Source organism: Streptomyces sp. NPDC104309, assembly GCF_055584025.1.
Map to the genome: position 1 here is coordinate 468,368 of NZ_JBVJMV010000004.1, position 17,117 is coordinate 485,484.

20 protein-coding genes are annotated in these 17,117 nt (G+C 71.7%); 11 read left to right on the forward strand and 9 right to left on the reverse strand.

All coding sequences use genetic code 11. From position 1 onward, the window contains the following. Positions 1-5: 5 nt before the first annotated feature. Positions 6-1,019, reverse strand: coding sequence for a tryptophan--tRNA ligase (gene trpS / locus ACZ68L_RS08465; RefSeq protein WP_469575239.1), 1,014 nt, complete (start codon positions 1,017-1,019; stop codon positions 6-8). A gap of 215 nt (positions 1,020-1,234) precedes the next feature. Between trpS and rocD the strand changes: the two genes are divergently transcribed. Next, a complete protein-coding gene (gene rocD / locus ACZ68L_RS08470) occupies positions 1,235-2,440 on the forward strand; it encodes an ornithine--oxo-acid transaminase (RefSeq protein WP_469575241.1) in 1,206 nt (401 codons plus the stop codon). A gap of 39 nt (positions 2,441-2,479) precedes the next feature. On the opposite strand, the gene ACZ68L_RS08475 is transcribed toward rocD, so the two are convergent. Continuing rightward, on the reverse strand, positions 2,480-3,688 hold the full coding sequence (locus ACZ68L_RS08475) for a glutathionylspermidine synthase family protein (RefSeq protein ID WP_469575243.1): 1,209 nt from the start codon (positions 3,686-3,688) through the stop codon (positions 2,480-2,482). Between the two features lie 6 nt (positions 3,689-3,694). Then, positions 3,695-3,970 carry a hypothetical protein gene (locus ACZ68L_RS08480; RefSeq protein WP_469575245.1) on the reverse strand — a complete coding sequence of 92 codons (276 nt, stop codon included), beginning with the start codon at positions 3,968-3,970 and terminating at the stop codon, positions 3,695-3,697. A 126-nt stretch (positions 3,971-4,096) separates the two neighbouring features. On the opposite strand from ACZ68L_RS08480, the gene ACZ68L_RS08485 reads away from it, so the two are divergent. Beyond that, on the forward strand, positions 4,097-4,951 hold the full coding sequence (locus ACZ68L_RS08485) for a DMT family protein (protein WP_469575309.1): 855 nt from the start codon (positions 4,097-4,099) through the stop codon (positions 4,949-4,951). A gap of 158 nt (positions 4,952-5,109) precedes the next feature. Here ACZ68L_RS08485 and pdxR read toward each other — a convergent pair whose 3' ends face one another. After that, positions 5,110-6,513, reverse strand: coding sequence for a MocR-like pyridoxine biosynthesis transcription factor PdxR (gene pdxR / locus ACZ68L_RS08490; protein WP_469575246.1), 1,404 nt, complete (start codon positions 6,511-6,513; stop codon positions 5,110-5,112). Between the two features lie 47 nt (positions 6,514-6,560). Here pdxR and ACZ68L_RS08495 point away from each other — a divergent pair, with 47 nt between their 5' ends. Both ACZ68L_RS08495 and ACZ68L_RS08500 read left to right on the forward strand, forming a co-directional pair. Further along, positions 6,561-7,073 (forward strand): carboxymuconolactone decarboxylase family protein, encoded by a 513-nt coding sequence (locus ACZ68L_RS08495; protein WP_469575247.1) that lies wholly within the window; start codon positions 6,561-6,563, stop codon positions 7,071-7,073. A gap of 78 nt (positions 7,074-7,151) precedes the next feature. Next, on the forward strand, positions 7,152-7,886 hold the full coding sequence (locus tag ACZ68L_RS08500) for an isocitrate lyase/PEP mutase family protein (RefSeq protein ID WP_469575248.1): 735 nt from the start codon (positions 7,152-7,154) through the stop codon (positions 7,884-7,886). A gap of 192 nt (positions 7,887-8,078) precedes the next feature. Here ACZ68L_RS08500 and ACZ68L_RS08505 read toward each other — a convergent pair whose 3' ends face one another. Then, positions 8,079-8,369, reverse strand: coding sequence for a hypothetical protein (locus tag ACZ68L_RS08505; RefSeq protein WP_469575249.1), 291 nt, complete (start codon positions 8,367-8,369; stop codon positions 8,079-8,081). Between the two features lie 131 nt (positions 8,370-8,500). Here ACZ68L_RS08505 and ACZ68L_RS08510 point away from each other — a divergent pair, with 131 nt between their 5' ends. Continuing rightward, positions 8,501-8,689 (forward strand): hypothetical protein, encoded by a 189-nt coding sequence (locus tag ACZ68L_RS08510; RefSeq protein WP_469575251.1) that lies wholly within the window; start codon positions 8,501-8,503, stop codon positions 8,687-8,689. Between the two features lie 97 nt (positions 8,690-8,786). Then, positions 8,787-9,596: an alpha/beta hydrolase gene (locus tag ACZ68L_RS08515; protein WP_469575253.1), complete on the forward strand. Its 810-nt coding sequence runs from the start codon at positions 8,787-8,789 to the stop codon at positions 9,594-9,596. Here ACZ68L_RS08515 and ACZ68L_RS08520 read toward each other — a convergent pair. Both ACZ68L_RS08520 and ACZ68L_RS08525 read right to left on the reverse strand, forming a co-directional pair. Next, positions 9,593-9,832 (reverse strand): hypothetical protein, encoded by a 240-nt coding sequence (locus tag ACZ68L_RS08520; RefSeq protein ID WP_469575255.1) that lies wholly within the window; start codon positions 9,830-9,832, stop codon positions 9,593-9,595. The two genes, ACZ68L_RS08515 and ACZ68L_RS08520, sit on opposite strands and share 4 nt — an antisense overlap. Positions 9,833-9,892: 60 nt before the next feature. Beyond that, complete coding sequence (locus tag ACZ68L_RS08525) at positions 9,893-10,915, reverse strand: helix-turn-helix domain-containing protein (protein WP_469575256.1); 1,023 nt, start codon at positions 10,913-10,915, stop codon at positions 9,893-9,895. Between the two features lie 196 nt (positions 10,916-11,111). Here ACZ68L_RS08525 and ACZ68L_RS08530 point away from each other — a divergent pair, with 196 nt between their 5' ends. The 3 genes from ACZ68L_RS08530 (at position 11,112) to ACZ68L_RS08540 (ending at position 13,688) form a co-directional block, all read left to right on the forward strand. Next, entirely contained in the window at positions 11,112-11,243 is a 132-nt protein-coding gene (locus ACZ68L_RS08530) for a hypothetical protein (RefSeq protein WP_469575258.1), read from the forward strand. Between the two features lie 85 nt (positions 11,244-11,328). Next, the gene (locus ACZ68L_RS08535) at positions 11,329-12,801 is read left to right on the forward strand and encodes an MBL fold metallo-hydrolase (protein ID WP_469575259.1); all 1,473 of its coding nucleotides are present in this window, start codon (positions 11,329-11,331) and stop codon (positions 12,799-12,801) included. Continuing rightward, positions 12,798-13,688, forward strand: coding sequence for a hypothetical protein (locus tag ACZ68L_RS08540; RefSeq protein WP_469575260.1), 891 nt, complete (start codon positions 12,798-12,800; stop codon positions 13,686-13,688). Before ACZ68L_RS08535 ends, ACZ68L_RS08540 begins: the two co-directional genes overlap by 4 nt. Before the next feature lie 65 nt (positions 13,689-13,753). Here ACZ68L_RS08540 and ACZ68L_RS08545 read toward each other — a convergent pair whose 3' ends face one another. Continuing rightward, a complete protein-coding gene (locus ACZ68L_RS08545; RefSeq protein WP_469575262.1) occupies positions 13,754-14,113 on the reverse strand; it encodes a VOC family protein in 360 nt (119 codons plus the stop codon). Positions 14,114-14,191: 78 nt separating this feature from the next. Continuing rightward, positions 14,192-14,770 carry a GNAT family N-acetyltransferase gene (locus ACZ68L_RS08550; protein WP_469575263.1) on the reverse strand — a complete coding sequence of 193 codons (579 nt, stop codon included), beginning with the start codon at positions 14,768-14,770 and terminating at the stop codon, positions 14,192-14,194. A gap of 236 nt (positions 14,771-15,006) precedes the next feature. Between ACZ68L_RS08550 and ACZ68L_RS08555 the strand changes: the two genes are divergently transcribed. Together ACZ68L_RS08555 and ACZ68L_RS08560 are read left to right on the forward strand one after the other, a co-directional pair. After that, complete coding sequence (locus ACZ68L_RS08555; RefSeq protein WP_469575265.1) at positions 15,007-16,074, forward strand: transposase; 1,068 nt, start codon at positions 15,007-15,009, stop codon at positions 16,072-16,074. After that, complete coding sequence (locus ACZ68L_RS08560) at positions 16,037-16,987, forward strand: transposase (RefSeq protein ID WP_469575266.1); 951 nt, start codon at positions 16,037-16,039, stop codon at positions 16,985-16,987. The genes ACZ68L_RS08555 and ACZ68L_RS08560 overlap by 38 nt, the downstream gene beginning before the upstream one ends. Positions 16,988-17,117: the final 130 nt, after the last annotated feature.

Below are 17,117 nucleotides of genomic sequence, written 5' to 3' on the forward strand. Positions count from 1 at the left end.
TGGACTCAGTGCTTCGCGGGCAGAAAGCCCATCCGGTCGTACGTCCGGGCCAGGGTCTCGGCCGCCACGGCACAGGCTTTCTCCGCGCCCTTGGCCAGAATCGAGTCCAGCGTCTCCGGGTCGTCCAGGTATTCCTGGGTGCGGGTGCGGAACGGTGTGACGAACTCGACCATGACCTCGGCGAGGTCGGTCTTGAGCGCACCGTAGCCCTTGCCCTCGTACTTCTGCTCCAGATCCGCGATCGTGGTGTCGGTCAGCGTGGAGTAGATGGTCAGCAGGTTGCTGACACCGGGCTTCTCCGCGCGGTCGAAGCGGATGACCGTGTCGGTGTCGGTGACCGCGCTCTTGACCTTCTTGGCGGTGGCCTTCGGCTCGTCGAGGAGGTTGATCAGGCCCTTCGGAGTGGCCGCCGACTTGCTCATCTTCGCCGACGGGTCCTGAAGGTCGTAGATCTTCGCCGTCTCCTTGAGGATGTACGGGTCCGGCACGGTGAACGTGTCGCCGTAGACGGCGTTGAACCGCTCGGCGAGGTTACGGGTCAGCTCCAGGTGCTGACGCTGGTCCTCACCGACCGGGACCTGGTCGGCCTGGTACAGCAGGATGTCGGCGACCATCAGCATCGGGTACGTGAAGAGACCGACCGTGGTGCGGTCGGCGCCCTGCTTGGCGGACTTGTCCTTGAACTGCGTCATGCGGGACGCCTCACCGAAGCCGGCGAGGCAGTTCATGACCCAGCCGAGCTGGGCGTGCTCCGGGACGTGGCTCTGGACGAAGAGCGTGCAGCGCTCCGGGTCGAGACCGGCGGCGAGGAGCTGGGCGACGGCGAGCCTGGTGTTCGCGCGCAGCTCCGCGGGGTCCTGCGGAACGGTGATCGCGTGCAGGTCCACGACCATGTAGAAGGCGTCGTGGGACTCCTGCAGCGCCACCCACTGGCGGACCGCACCGAGGTAGTTGCCGAGGTGGAACGAGCCTGCGGTGGGCTGGATTCCGGAGAGCACGCGGGGGCGTTCAGAGGCCATGGAGCCATTGTCTCAGGTACGGAACCGATCTCCCGCAGCCGGTGCGGAAGGTGTGCGGCCCGGGGCGCGCGCCGTCGCGAATGAGACGAGGAACACGCTCCCGGCCGCACGGCGGACGGGCGCGCCGTGAATCGAAGGTTTCCTCACCGGGGTTCCGACCGACGATACAAAGTGGGCACCACCCCCGCCCACGCCGCACGACGAACGGAGATCCCGTGTCGACCACGGAAAATGCCATCGCCTCCGCCGAGGCGCACAGCGCGCACAACTACCATCCGCTGCCCGTCGTCGTCGCCTCGGCGGACGGAGCCTGGATGACCGATGTCGAGGGCCGCCGCTACCTCGACATGCTCGCCGGATACTCGGCGCTCAACTTCGGTCACGGCAACCGGCGGCTGCTCGACGCGGCCAAGGCCCAGCTGGAGCGGGTCACGCTCACCTCGCGGGCCTTCTACCACGACCGCTTCGCCGACTTCTGCACCCGGCTCGCCGAGTTGTGCGGCATGGAGACGGTGCTGCCGATGAACACCGGGGCCGAGGCCGTGGAGACCGCGGTGAAGACCGCCCGCAAGTGGGGCTACCGGGTGAAGGGCGTCCCGGACGGCATGGCGAAGATCATCGTCGCCGCGAACAACTTCCACGGCCGGACGACGACGATCATCAGCTTCTCCACGGACCAGGAGGCGCGGGAGGACTTCGGTCCGTACACGCCGGGGTTCGAGATCGTGCCGTACGGGGATCTGACCGCGCTCGGCGAGGCGATGACCGAGAACACCGTGGCGGTGCTGCTGGAGCCGATCCAGGGCGAGGCCGGGGTGCTGGTGCCGCCGCCCGGCTACCTCCCCCGGGTGCGTGAACTCACCCGCGAGCGGAACGTGCTGTTCATCGCGGACGAGATCCAGTCGGGCCTGGGGCGGACCGGGAAGACCTTCGCCTGCGAGCACGAGGGCGTCGTCCCGGACATGTACGTGCTCGGCAAGGCGCTGGGCGGTGGCGTGGTGCCGGTGTCGGCGGTGGTCTCCTCGCAGGACGTGCTCGGGGTGTACCGGCCCGGTGAGCACGGTTCGACGTTCGGCGGGAATCCCCTTGCCTGCGCGGTCGCGCTGGAGGTCATCGCGATGCTCCGGACCGGCGAATTCCAGCAGCGGGCGACCGAGTTGGGCGAGCACCTCCATCAGGAGCTGGGGCTGCTGCTGGGCGGGGGCGCGGTGGAGGCGGTACGGGGCCGCGGGCTGTGGGCCGGCGTCGACATCGCCCCGAGCCACGGGACCGGCAGGGAGATCTCCGAGAAGCTGATGGACCGCCGGGTGCTGGTCAAGGACACCCATGGTTCGACGATCCGGATCGCCCCGCCGCTGGTGATCAGCAAGGAGGACCTGGACTGGGGGCTGGAGCAGCTCCGCGGCGTCCTGCGCGGCTGAGGCGGGAGGCCGTGGTCGGCGACGGCCACCGGGCCGGTGTCAGAGGATGACGTGGGGCAGGAAGCGGGCGTACTCGTCCGTGACCGGCCCCGCCGATTCGCGGATGCCGAGCCCGGCCGCCTCGTCCTCGACGATCCACGCCCCCAGCACCACCCGGTTGCCGTCGAAGTCCGGCAGCGGCGCCAGTTCCTGGTAGCAGCACGGCTCGTCCCGCAGCACCGCGGGGCTTCCCGGCCCGTGGAGGGTGATCCCGGCCCCCTCCCGGCCGAGCAGCGGCTTGGCGACATAGCCGGGGCCGTCGCCACGGCCCGTACCCGGTCCCGCCGCCGCGAGTTCGCGGGGACCGTCCAGGTACGAGGGGAGCAGATTCGGGTGGCCGGGGTAGAGCTCCCAGAGGATCGCCAGCAGTGCCTTGTTGGAGAGGAGCATCTTCCAGGCGGGCTCGATCCAGCAGGTGGTGCCGGTGCCGCCGCCGTTGTCGAGGGTGTCCAGCACGTGCGGCCCGAACCGGTCGGTCGCCAGCCATTCCCACGGGTACAGCTTGAAGCAGCTGCGGATGAAGCGGAGCCGCTCGTCCACGAACCGTCCGGCCAGCCGGTCCCAGCCGATCCGTTCGACGGAGAGCGCCTCCGTGTCGATCCCGGCCTGTTCGGCGGTCTCCCGCAGATAGGCGACCGTCATCAGGTCCTCGCCCAGCTCGTCCCCGTCGGAGTGCGCGAAGTGCAGCGGTCCGGGCGGCAGCAGGGCGGCCTGCCGCCGCCACGCCGCGACGAGACGTTCGTGCAGGGAGTTCCACTGGTCGGCGCCCGGGAAACGGTCCTCCATCCAGAACCACTGGGTGCTCGCGGCCTCCACCAGCGAGGTGGGTGTGTCCGCGTTGTACTCCAGCATCTTCGCCGGGCCGGTGCCGTCGTAGCGCAGGTCGAACCTGCCGTACAGGGACGGCAGTTCGACCCGGCGGTGCCAGGACTGGGCGATCAGCGCGGACAGCCGGCGGTCGGTGATGCCGAGCTCCGCGAAGCGGTCGCGCTCCACGATGTGCGCGGCCGCGGCCAGACACATGGCGTGCAGTTCCTCGACGACGTCCTCCAGTGCCTCGACCTCGGGCAGCGAGAAGACGTAGTGGGCGCTCTCGTCCCAGTACGGGCGCAGTGAGCCGTCCGGGTGGCGGGTGAGGGGGTAGACGAGCCCCTGCTCCTCCACCGTCCGCTGCCAGCCGGGACGCGGTTGCGTGGTGCGGCGTTCCATACCGGTTCAGCCGCCGCCGGAGCCCGAGCAGCCGAAGCCGCCCCGGTCGACCGCGGACTTGTCGAAACTGCCGCCCTGCACCTTGCCGTGCTCGCTGCTGCCGCCGTAGTAGTACGACCCCTTGCCGCTGCCGTTCTTGCACTCGTAACTCGGCAGCTTGTCCCGGGTGATCGGGTCGACGCACCGCTTGTCCGGTTCCGAACCGCAGGAGGTGATCACCGCCGCGAGCACCCCCATGCCACCGAGCACCACCGTGCTCGACCTCAGCCTGCGTATGGCCATGCTTCCCTCTCCCCCGTCGAACGAATCAGGCCAATGTGGCCACTCGTCAGATTAAAGGGCTGCCGATTGTGACGGGAAGCAGGTCCGCCGAACGCCCCCACGTAGAGTCTTTATGTGCTCTTCGGAATGATCTGCGCGCTCGGCGCCGCCGTCTGCTTCGGTACGGCCTCCGTCCTCCAGGCCGTCGCCTCGCGCGCCGCCGCCGCGCCGGGGTCGGACGCGGCCATCGATCCGGCGCTGCTGCTGCGCGCCCTGCGTCAGTGGCGCTACCTCGCCGGACTCGCCCTCGACGGCTGCGGTTTCGTCCTCCAGATCATCGCGCTGCGGTCCCTGCCGATCTACGCGGTGGGCGCCGCCCTGGCCGCGAGCCTCGCCGTGACGGCGGTGGTCGCCGCGCGGCTGCTCAAGGTGCGGCTGAGCGCGGTCGAATGGACCGCGGTCGGTGTCGTCTGCGCGGGCCTGGGCATGCTGGCCCTCTCCTCCGGCGGCGAGGGGCACGGCACCGGCCCGGCGGCCCTGGCCTGGTGGATGCTGGGGATCTCCCTCGGCATTCTGCTGATCGGCACGGCGGGCGGACGGCTCCCGGAACGGCCGCGGGCGCTGGTCCTGGGGCTGGGCGCGGGCTGCGGTTTCGGGGTGGTCGAGGTCACCGTCCGGCTGATCGACGACGTGTCCCCGTCGGCGCTGCTCACCAACCCGGCCGTGTACGCGCTGCTGCTGGGCGGCGGTTCGGCGTTCCTGCTGCTCACCTCGGCGCTGCAGCGCGGTTCGGTGACGACGGCGACGGCCGGCATGGTGCTGGGCGAGACGATCGGCCCGGCGCTGGTGGGCGTCTTCTGGCTCGGGGACCGCACCCGTGAGGGTCTCGTCTGGCTGGCGGTGGCCGGTTTCGTGGTGGCGGTGGCGGGCGCGCTGGCCCTGGCCCGGTTCGGCGAGGCCCCGGCGGACACGTCCGAACCCGCCGTCCCGGGGAAGCCTTAGGGCAGCACCCGGCAGAGCGCGTCGAGCGCGCCCGCCCAAGGGGCTGTCGGTCGGCGTCCCATGGCGCTCTCCGCCGCCTTGCGATCCACGGCACCGGGGCGCGCGAGCCCGGCATGCCCCGAACGGAAGACCCTGGGCACCCTTCCACGTTCCTGGCCTCAGGAGAGCACGCGCAGCAGTGCCTCCAGCGCGCCCGGCCAGGCGCTGTCGGTCGGCGTCCCGTATCCGATGACCAGCGCGTCACGCCCCGGTGGCGCCTCCGGGTGCCGGAAGCGCGAGAGACCCTCCAGCGCCAGCCCCTGCCACGCCGCCGCCCGCATCACCGACGCCTCACTGCCCTCCGGGAGTTCGAGCACGGCATGCAACCCGGCGGCGATCCCGCTGACCCGCACACCCGGCGCCCGCTCCGCCAGCACCTCGACGAGCTGGTCGCGACGGCGCCGGTAGCGCAGCCGCATCGAACGCACATGACGGTCGTACGCACCCGACGCGATGAACTCCGCGAGCGTCAGCTGTTCCAGCGCGCTCGACGACCAGTCGCTCAGTCCCTTGGCCTCGGCCACCTCCCCCACCAGACTCTCCGGCAGCACCATCCACCCCAACCGCAGTCCCGGCGCCAGCGACTTGCTCGTCGTCCCCAGGTGTACGACGCGTTCGGGGTCCAGGCCCTGGAGCGCGCCGACCGGCTGCCGGTCGTAACGGAACTCGCCGTCGTAGTCGTCCTCCAGGATCAGGCCGCCCGTACGGCGCGCCCAGTCGACCGCCGCGGCCCGCCGTTCGGGATGGAGCGGCACCCCCGTCGGGAACTGGTGCGCGGGCGTCATCAGGACCGCGCCCGCGCCGCGCAGCCCGGACAGTTCATCGGTCCTGGCGCCGAGTCCGTCGACCGGCAGGCAGGGCATCCGCAGCCCGGAGTCCGCGAGCAGCTTCCAGTGCACGTCCAGTCCGTACGACTCGACGGCCACCTCCCGCACCCGTCTCTTGCCCAACACCGTCCCCATCAGCTTCAGCGCCTGCACGAAACCGGCGCAGATCACGATCCGCTCCGGCTCCGCGTACACACCGCGGGCGCGGGCCAGATACTCGGCGAGTACGGTGCGCAGTTCGATGCGCCCGCGCGGATCCCCGTACCCGAAGGCGTCGTTGGGCGCGGCGGTCAGGGCACGGCGGGCCGCCGTGAGCCAGTCGGCGCGCGGGAACGTCGAGAGGTCGGGCGATCCCGGCAACAGGTTGTGGGCGGGCCGGGAGTGGGCCGGCCGGGGCCGCGCCGTCCTCCTGGCCGCCGGGCGCGGCTCGGCCCGCCGCGCCACCCTGGTGCCCGAACCCTGCCGGGCGGTGAGCCAGCCCTCGGCGACGAGCTCCGCGTAGGCGTCGGCGACGGTGTTCCGGGCGATGCCGAGGTCCACGGCGAGGCTGCGCGAGGAGGGCAGCCGGGTCCCGGGCGCCAGCCGCCCCGTCCGTACGGCCTCGCGCAGGGCGTCCATGAGCCCGGTCCGCAGCCCCGTCGAACCCGTCGTCTCCAGATGCAGGTCGGCACCGAAAGTGGCCCATGAATCCGTCATGGAAATGGACCATACCGTTGCGCCACCCACCCCGTAACGTCGTACCCATGACGACGAACGAGCACAGCCACCCGACCTCCGAACTCAACCCCGAGCACGCCCCGCGTACGCGCTGGGCCGAGCTGGCCCCCGATGTCTACAAGGCCATGGTCCGGCTGGAGGCCGCGTCCCGCAGGGGCCTCGACCCGGTCATCGGGGAGCTGGTGAAGATCCGCTCCTCGCAGCTCAACCACTGCGCGTTCTGCCTCGACATGCACACCAAGGACGCACTCGCGGCGGGCGAGTCCGTCGAGCGGATCGTCCAGCTCAGCGCGTGGGAGGAGTCGAAGCACTTCTACACGCCCAAGGAGATCGCGGCCATCGAGCTGACCGAAGCGGTGACCGTGCTGACCGACGGTTTCGTGTCGGACGAGGTGTGGGAGAAGGCTGCCGAGAACTTCGACGAGACCGAGCTCGCCCACCTCATCGCCGCGATCACCACGATCAACGCGTGGAACCGGTTCGCCGTGACCACCCGCATGGTCCCCGGCCACTACAAGCCGGGCGACATCAGCCACTGACGCGGCGACGCCCGCCGCGTCCCGAACCCGCCCGCCCGCTTGCCCGCCCTCGTGCCGCACCGCCCCGGGAGCCCCGCGATGACCGCATCCGTCCTTCGTGCCCTGCACCACGACCGCGCCCCCGGCGATCCTCTGGTCCTCCCCGGCCCGTGGGACGCGGCGAGCGCCCGCGTCTTCGCCGAGGCGGGCTTCCGGGCGCTCGCCACCCCCAGTGCCGGGGTCGCGGCGTCACTCGGCTACGAGGACGGGGCGACGCCCGCCGCCGAGATGTTCGCGGCCGTCGCCAGGATCGTGCGCGCCGTCCCGGCCGACGTGCCGGTCTCGGCGGACATCGAGGGGGGTTACGGGCTGGCGCCGAAGGAGCTCGTGGAACGGCTCCTGGACACCGGAGCGGTCGGCTGCAATCTGGAGGACTCGGCCGACGGCACCCTCGTCGATGCCCGGCGGCAGGCGGACCGGCTGGCCGAGGTACGGGCGGTCGCGGGCGACCGGCTCTTCGTCAACGCCCGCGTCGACACCTACCTCCACGGCGTCCCCGACGGCACGGACCGGGAGGCGGAGACAGTGCGCCGCGCCCTGCTGTACGTGGCGGCGGGCGCGGACTGCGTCTATCCGATCGCGGCCCCGCCCGAGGCCCTGCCCCGGCTGGCCGCCGCCGTCCCGGGCCCGCTCAACGCCCTGGCCCGGCCGGACGGCCCGGCGCCGCGCGAACTCGGCGGGCTGGGCGCCACCCGGATCACCTTCGGTCCGGGGCTGCAGCGCCGGGCCATGGCCGCCGTACGCGAGATCGCGGACGAGCTGCGCACGGCCTAGCAGCCCGGCGGCCCGGGGTTCGGCCGTGCGCCAGGGGCGGGAGCCCCGGCATTCGGCCGCACGCCAGGTGGTGCCCTCATGGACCGGCCGCGCGCGGACCCGCCTCGCCGGCGAGGGTCGCCAGGCCGAACGGCGGGAAGGGGTCCCAGCAGTTCTCGCCGAAAAAACAACGCCAAGGATTGAGCCCCCAGGTCAGGCCGTGGGCTCCAGAGTGGCTGTGGCTGTCTGCTCGTCGTGTTCGCGCAGCATGCGCATGACGGTGGCCGGCGCTGGGTGCCGGCCTCGCTTCTTGCCGGTGCGGATAACGAGGCGGGAGGCGATCTCGCGCAGCGAGAGGCGTTCGTCGTCGCGCAGGCACAGGGCGGTGGCGAGCATGTCCTCGTCGGAGACCTTGACCCCGCCGATCGCCTTGCCCTTTGCACGGACGGTCTCCTGGCCTTCGAGGGTCTTGTCGCGGATGTAGTCGCGCTCGGACTCCGCCATGGCGCCGAAGAAAGCGAACAGGGCGGCCCCGTGGCCTGACGGGCCGTGCTTCCCGGCCAGGGGGCCGGTGAGGAACTCCAGCTCGATCTCGGCGTCGCGGCGCGGCGAATCGCGCCGTACTCGTGGCGGGCATGTCCGGCATCACCGATCGCCTGAGCCCCGTTCCGACCGCGCAGGACGTTGCTCTCGCCGAGCGACTCGTCGCCCCATCCGAAGAGGCCCTGTCCAGGCCGACTGTCCAGGTGGGCGACCAGCTCCGCGCCCACACCGCGCACATCGCCCTGCTCGACCGTCAGCCCCCGTCGTCGGCGCGGTGCTGAGCATGTGCCGGGCGGCGGCCGAGCGTAAGAGGTGAGTTTGAAGCGGGGTGGAATTGCCCACGAACGGGGCGGTCGGCCGAGTGGCTACGATCTGCTTATGGTCGATCACGAGACGGCGTTTCAGTCCCTGGACGGTACCGCGCTGTTCGGCACGGTCTGCTCGGCGAAGACGCCCACCGGGGCAGCGGTGCTGGTCCACGGGTCGGGGGTGACCCGGGAGGAGGGCGGCTTCTTCACGCGCCTGGCCGCCGGGCTGGCCGCCTCCGGGGTGACCAGTCTCCGTTTCGACCTGCGGGCGCACGGGGCCAGTGGCGGGCGCGAGTCGGAGCTGACGATTGCCTCGGTGACCAACGACATCCGTGCGGCCGGCGACCACCTGCGCGCACATACCTGCCGCCCGGGGCCGGTGCACGTGATCGCCGCGTCGTTCTCTGGCGGCGCCGCCGCGCTGCACGCCGCCCACCGGCCGGGCGACGTCGCCAAGCTGGTGCTGCTGAACCCGCGGCTGGACTACAAGGAGCGGTACGTCACCTCCCGGCCGGGCTGGTCGGACGACTACCTGTCCAAGGACATGGCGGTCCGGCTGGAGGAGCAGAGGTTCACCGAGAAGTCGCCGTTCGAACTGAACCGAGCCCTGCTGAACGAGGTCTTCTACCTGGATACCCCGGCGATCCTGGCCGGAGTGCGGGCGCCAGTGCTGATGGTGCACGGCACCGCGGACACCTTCGTGCCGATCGAGTCGTCCCACCGGCACAAGGCGATGTTCGGCGGGCCGGTGACGCTGATGGAGTTGGACGGGGCCCAGCACGGCTTCGCAGTCCACGACGATCCCAAGTACCTGCACCCGCAGTCGCAGGTCTGGCAGCGCGAGGTGGTCCAGCGGGTGAGCGCCTTCCTGGCCGGTTAGGCCACCGTCGGCTCGCCGAGGCGCTGCCGGAACTCGGCTACGGCCGGGCGCTGGGCGTACGGCGCGAGGTCGTCGGCGGTGCGGTGCAGCTCGGTGAGGGCCTGCCCGAAGCGGGCGCCGGCGGCGAGCGCCAGCGACTCCATCGCGGCGGTGGCGGCCTCGTCCGGTTCACCGGCCGCAACCAGGGCGCCGGAGTACTGGGCGGTGAAGAACGCGCGGTCGCGCGGCGCGAACACCCCGGTGGTCAGGTGCTGCCGGAACAGGCCGACCGCACGGTGGCTGTGCCCGGCCTCCCGTTAGCAGATCGCGCTCTGCACCATCAGGCGCTCGCCGGTGTAGCCGTCGCCGAGCGGGCCGGTGCAGGTGGCCGGCCCGGCGGCCGGCCCGGCGGCTTGGCCGAGGGCGGCGTGCGCCTGGTCGAGTACGCGGGCCACCTGGTCGGCATCGGCGCCGGTGAGGGCCAGTGCCCGGGCCTGCTGCTGGAACGCCTCCGCGCGGGGCCTGGGCGGCAACGTCCAGGGGCCATCGGTGGCGGCGCGGGCGAGGTCGAGCATCCGGGCCGCGTCAGTGCGGTCGGTGGCCTGGGCCTGGCGGAGCAGGACGTAGGCGTGCATCGCGCCGTCGCCGGTCAGCGTCGCCCACTCCTTCGCCTGGTGGTGCCAGTACGCGACGGCCTGGGCGGGGGCCCCGGCGTCCCGGTGGAGCCAGGCCGCGAGCTCGGCGCCCCGGGAGCCGAGGACCAGCAGCTCGCGCCGCAGGCCGGGGGCGGCGGTGCGGGCGGCCGAGTTGACCGCCGCGAGGATGCCCAGGGTGGTGGGCAGCGCCTCGTGCGGGCCGGTCAGCCCGTCGGTGCGGGCGGCCTCGTCCAGTGAGGTCCGCAAGTGGCCGAGGAGTTCGCGCCCGCCGCAGCGCCGGGCGCCGTGGGCGGCTGCGGTGAGGTGGTCCAGCGCCTCCAGGTCGAGCACCGGTGCCACGCCCGCCAGGCCCAGGAACGTCCGTCGACGCACGTCGTACTCCTCCAGCTTCTTGCTGGGCCCTTCTGCGCGCCGACCCGTCGGGCGGGCGGGGCGCTGAAACCCGAGGTCTTCCAGGGGGCAGCCGAACATCGCCTCCAGCACGCGCCGGGCGTCGCGGTTGGGCCAGGTCGACTCGCCCGACTCCCAGCGCCGCACCTGCCGCACCGAGATCCTGGCCTGCTCGCGCAGCTCGCGGGCCTTGTCCTCGTACGCGGCGGTGAAGTCCTCCTGGGTGTGCCAGCCGCGCTCGACGCGGGCGGCGACGAAGCGCCAGTTGGCTACGGCGTGTTCGGGCATAGGCACCCCCGGATTCCAGGACCACCACGGTAGTCATCATGGCGACCTTGAGCGAGGGGACGGTACCTACCCGTCACGATGTCCGGTGATGCGTCCGGTGGTCCGGCCTCGACCCGGGAGGCGCCCGGCGGTGAACTGTGAGCATCGGACCGGCCCGCCCGGCCGAGTCCCCACACCCCCTCTACGCAAGGAGGACCGCGCCATGAAGACCACCACCCCGGCGAAGACCCCGGTCACGCTCGACCCGAAGAAGGTCGCCGCGCTCCAGGCCAAGGTCAGCCGACTCGTCGGCACCGGCGCGCTGGCCGCCGCCCCGCACACCTACCACCACTGAGGTACTCCGGGAGGGCGGGACGGCTGAGGCCGTCCCGCCCTCCCGGGCTCTCCACTCCCCGGTCCCGTACAGAAGGAGGCAACCCGTGGACACCTGCCTGGAGCTGACGTTCCTGGGCCACCAGACCTGGCTGGTCCAGGGCGGCGGCCACCGCGTCCTGATCGACCCCGTCCTCAAGCCGGCGTTCGGCCTGCCCGGCCGCGCCGAGTGCCGCGTGTGGCCGCCGCGCGACATCGACACCGGCCTGATGCCCCGCCCGGACGCCGTCGTGCTCACCCACGAGCACCTCGACCACTTCCACCCGCCCTCCCTCGACCTGCTCGACCGCGCCGTGCCCGTCTACAGCGGGCCGCTGCTGCCCGCCCCGGTCGAAGAGGCGATCGTCAAGCTCGGATTCACCGTGCGCCGGATCGACCACACCACCCCGATCGAGCTGGGCGACCTGCGCGTCACCCTCTACCCGGCCGGCGCCCGGACCCTGTTCTGGGAGGACCGCGTCGTCCAGCCCTGCCTGCGGGTCGGCGACGGACCCGCCGTGTTCATCGCGGTGGACGCCGACCCCTCCGACCTGTACCTGCAGCAGGTCACCGAGGGCGCCCAGCCCGTGCCCCGCGTCGTGGTGGTCTCCAACAACTCCCAGATCGTGCCGCCCGGCATGCCCGCCTCCTCGGTCAACCTCCTGCCCGGCATGGACGGAACCCGGCACAAGACCGGCCTGAGCGTCCTCAACCAGCTGCTGCTCGACGTCCTCGCCCCGCTCGACGGCATCAAGGACGTGGCGCTGTGCGGCAACGGCTTCCTGCCCCAGGCCTCCCCGCACGGCCCGTTCCTGTACTCCGACCACCCGAAGATGGCCGAGGCCGCCAACGGCCTGCAGAACCTCTTCCACGTCCACGGCCCGCGCCCGGGCGAGCGGCTGACCGTCCCGGCCTCGCCTGCGCAGACGGTGACGTCGGACCAGGTCGGCTGGGTGCGGATCGACGACGACTACGAGTACGAGTCGCTGGTTGCCCACGCCACGTTCCTCGCCGACCCCGGCACGGTCCAGCTGTCCCCGCTCGCCGATGAACCCGCCGACCAGGACCAGGCCCTCGCGCTCGTGAAGCAGGAACTGCCGCGGCTGGGCCGCGAACTGCTGGCCACCGGCACCGGCATGCTGGCGTGCAGCATCCACGAGTACCTCTCCGGCCCGCTCGGAGCGCACCGCGCCGTGCTGCGGCTCAAGGACGGCCCCGGCGGCGAGCTCCTGCAGTTCGCCTGGGACGTCACCACTGCCGACTTCGTCCAGGTCGAGGCGAACGGCCGCGAGGAGGCCATGGCCGCCTACCCGTTCGGCGCCGAGATGTTCTTCCAGGACTACCTCGCCCTGCTCCAAGGACGCCTGCAGGTGTGGGACGTGGCTGGCGGCGCGATGGAGTGCTGGCACATCGGCCGCCCGCTGGACAGCCTCGTCTACGCCTTCTTCGGCATCTACGGCGAGCACCAGCGCCCCGACCTCGCCGCCCTCTCCTACGCCACCATGGCCGCCGACATCACCGCGCCGACGGGCGCCCGGTGACCTCGGCGGCGGCCACCGCCGCCGAGGCCCTGACGGGCCTGGCCCGCATCCGCCCGGCCGGATGGCTGGCCACCCCGATGCCCACCGACCCTGTCGACCTGCTCGTGCGCGCCCGCCAGGTCCTCGCCGCCGACCACCCGGGCGTGAACGGCAGGGTCAGCGTGATCAGTGCCCGGTACACCGCCGCGGTGTTCGCGGTGCACCGGCCGCCGCCGGAGGGCTCGCTGGCGCTCAAGCTCCACGCCGATCCGGCCGCCTACGCCGGGGAGACGCTGGCGTACGCGCTGCTGGCCGATGCCGCTCCGGTCGCCCGGCTGTACGCAGAGAGCGAGGAGTCGCTGTCACTGCTGCTGGAGTACCTGCCCGAGCCCGCCGACTGGACCAGGGCGGAGATGCCCGCCGTGCTGGCGGAGCGGGTCGCCGCCGTCCACACGGCCTCACTGCGGCTGCCTGGCGAGGCCGCCGAGGCACTGGTCGGCTTCTCCCTCGCGGCCCTGCACGGCGCCCCGGCCCCGGTCTGGATCACGGACCCGTCCGCGTTCAGCGAGGTGCTGGCCGCGCACCTGGACGCCTACGGCCCGCGCCTGGTGCCGCTGGGCCACCTCGACCTCAAGCCCGAGCACCTGCGCAGGCGCCCGGGTGGCGAGGTGGTGCTGCTCGATGTGGAGAGCGTGCGCCCGGACGTGACCGGGCTGATCGACCTGGTCACCTTGCCCGCCGTCCTGCGCCAAGCCGGGCTTGAGATCAGCCCGGACCGGGTGCTGGGCCTGTACCTGGATGCCACCGCCGCGCTCGGCGCCCGCTGGACGGACGGCTCGCTGAAGGCCGCCCTACGCGCGTACGCGGCGGCCACCGGCCTGGAGGGCCTGCACGGCCTGGACCGGTGAACGCCGAAGGCCCGGTGCCCCGCTGACCACCAGGGTTCAGCGGGGCACCGGGCGTTCGCGTGCCGCTACGGGCCTTCGATGCCGACGATCGTGCCGAACGGGTCGCGCAGCTGGGCGATCCTGCGGCCGGGCTCGATGGTCAGCGGGCCGCGGTGGTGCTCGCAGCCGGCCGCCAGCAGCCGCTCGCGGATCTGGTCGACGTCGTCCACGCCCCAGTACACGACCGGGCTGCCGCCCCGGGGGTTGCGCTCGTCGTCCGCCGGATGGAAGCCAACCTCGACCCCGCCGATCTCCACCCAGGCGTAGACGGCCCCGGTGTCGCTGACGTCCATCTTCACGGGGACGTCCAGGAGTTCGCCCCACCACCGGGCCGACACCTCGGGGTCCACGGCGAAGGTCATCACGGTACGTACGCTGTTGAACACGGCCCACCTCCACAAGGGGTGCCCTACGAGTTCCGGATCTTGGGGTGCTGGTAAGAATCCTTCAGGGATCCTGCTGGCTTATTCCGTGCCCGGTGTGGTTTTGTCGGTGGAACCTGACACCACTTGTCGCTCAGCCCGCGCGGCCGGCCCGAAGGTCTTCTCCAGGAGGGTGAACGACTTAGGTGCACCGCCCGGCTGCGGCTTGCCTGCCTTGTGGCCGACGACCCGGTAGCCGGCGTCCAGGTAGTAGGCGTTCAGGCGCGTGTTGCCGCCCAGGCAGTCCAGACGCACGAAAGCCCGCCCCGCCGCAGCAACGCGGCGCTCCGCAGCACGCAGCAGAAACCGCCCCGTCCCCGGCTGGGCGCTGCTGCGGTCCACCATCAGCCGATGCACATAGCCGGCCACCGGCGGTTGCGGTCCCCAGGCGTCCTCGTCTTCCCACCACAGCTCCCATGCCCCGGCCACGCGGCCATTGGCCTCGGCGAGCCAGACCTCACCACTCACCATGGTCTTACGGAAGTGGTCCTCGTCCAGCTGGCCGGGCTGCCACTGGCCGGTGATGCCCTGGGCGAGCATCCAGCGGGCAGCGTCGTCACGCAGACGAACGAGAGTGGCGAGGTCGGTGTCTTCGGCGAGGCGGAAGCGCAGATCGTTCACGTCGCGATCCTCGCACGGCTCGCACGAGCGCTCGAGGCTGTCCCTCCAGTCACAGCAGAGCGCCAGCGTTGTCAGTTCTCATCGACATTTTCGAACTGCCCGATCGCTAAGCGCTGCCCGAGGCCGTGGACAAACGTTGCTCGCTCTCGCTTACGAAACCACCGGTGGGACTGACGGCTCGTTGTCCCGTGGAGCAGCGGCCGTCCCGGCGTTCCCAGTCGCAGGTGGGGTGTGGGATGTCGATGCAGCCGAGGCCGTGGCCGCAAGTGCCGGAGCTGACCGCGCAGGTAGCCCGGTCGGTAGCGGCGCAGGGGCCGTATCCCCTGGCGATGCGGGTCCGTGACGAGCTGGGTGAGCTGTTTGCGGATGCCGAGTTCGCCGAGACATTCGGGACGCGGGGGCGGCCTGGCTGGTCACCGGGCCGGCTGGCGCTGGTGACGGTCCTACAGTTCGCCGAGAACCTCACCGACCGGGCGGCAGCGCATCGGGGGCGGTACGGCATGGACTTCAAATACGCGCTCGGTCTGGATCTGGACGATCCGGGGTTCGACGCCTCGGTGCTGTCGGAGTTCCGCGCGCGATTGGTCGAGCACGGGTTGGAGGAGAAGGCGCTCGACCTGCTGCTGTCCTCGCTGAGGGACCGGGGCCTGGTGAAGGCCGGTGGCAAGCAGCGCACCGACTCCACCCGGGTCTTGGCCGCGGTCCGGGACCTGAACCGGCTGGAACTCGCCGGGGAGACGCTGCGGGCCGCGCTGGAGGCTCTGGCCTGCGCCGCCCCGGACTGGCTGGCCGATGCGGTGCCGGTTCGGGAGTGGGCCGAACGGTACGGGTCGCGAACCGACTCGTGGCATCCGCCTGCCTCGAAGGCCAAGCGCGCGGAGATGGCCCTGGTCTACGGCCGGGACGGATTCGCACTCCTGGAGGCGGTCCACTCGCCGGCCGCGCCGGTGTGGCTGCGTGATCTGCTGGCGTTACGGATCCTGCGCACGGTGTGGATGCAGAACTACCACCGCACCGTCACCGAGGCGGGGACGGAGGTGAGGCGGCGGGAGAGCGAGGATCTCCCGCCCGGGAGGCTCCGCCTGGCCTCTCCCTACGACACAGATGCGCGCTACGGCCTCAAGCAAGGCTCCTGGTGGACCGGGTACAAGGTCCACATCAGCGAGACCTGCGACGATCCGGTACCTGACCCGGCCGACGGCGAACCCGCGCCCCGGATCATCACCAAACATCGCCGCCACCGACGCCACGGTCACCGACGCGGAGATGGCCGAACCGATCCACCAGATGCTGGCCGCCCGTGACCTGCTGCCGGCCGAGCACTTCCTCGACTCCGGCTACCCGTCGGCCGAACTCATCGTCGCAGTGAAACGCAACTTCGGCGTCGTCCTGGTCACCCCGGTGCTGCTGAACAGCTCGCCCCAGGCCCGCGCCGGTGCCGGATTCGATCGGACGGCCTTCACCATCGACTGGGACAAGCGCCAGGCCGTCTGCCCGCGCGGGAGCACCAGCGCCTGGTGGAGTCCCGCCAGCCAGCGCGGGACGCCGGCCATCGTCGTCAAGTTCGACAAACAGACCTGCCAGGCCTGCCCCGTCCGTGACCAGTGCACCCGCTCCAGGACCGGAGGCCGCTCGCTCTCCCTCCAGCCTCGCGAACGGCAAGAAGCCCTCGACCAGGCCCGCGCCGAACAGATCAGTGAGCAGTGGCGCACCAAGTACGGCACCCGCGCCGGCATCGAAGGCACCATCCACCAGGCCGTCGCGGTCACCGGCATGAGACGCGCCCGCTACCGCGGCCTGCCCAAGACACACCTCGAACACGCCTTCTCCGCGGTCGCGCTGAACCTGCTCCGTCTCGACGCCTGGTGGAACGGCCACCCGCTCGACCGCACCCGGACCGGGCACCTCGCCCGCCTCGACCTCTCCCTCGCCGCAATAACCTGGAATTGGCCAGCAGGGGCGTCAGGGGCCGCAAACGGCGGTGAGAGGGTCTCGTCAGTCGGTATGCCGGAGGGCCTTGAGGACCAGGGGACGGGACATCGCGCCGACGCGCTCGGCGAGTTCGTTGGCACTGCCGCACTCGCGACCGGCCGACTACGAACACGAACTTGCCCAGCTCGACGACCAGGGACACCGGCCCCTGCGGACTGCTGGCATGGACGAGCCCGGAGCGTGAGCACGGACATCAGCCCAGATCAGGGTTGCCGCACGGATTAGCGTTGTTCTTTCCGCGAGAACTACTGGGACCCCGGGAGTCCCGTGAGTTCAGGGGAACTGAAGGTTTCTCGGCGGGAACCCGAGGGGTGGGTGTCCTGTTCCCGGGTGCGGCCTCTTGGGTTCGTTGTGA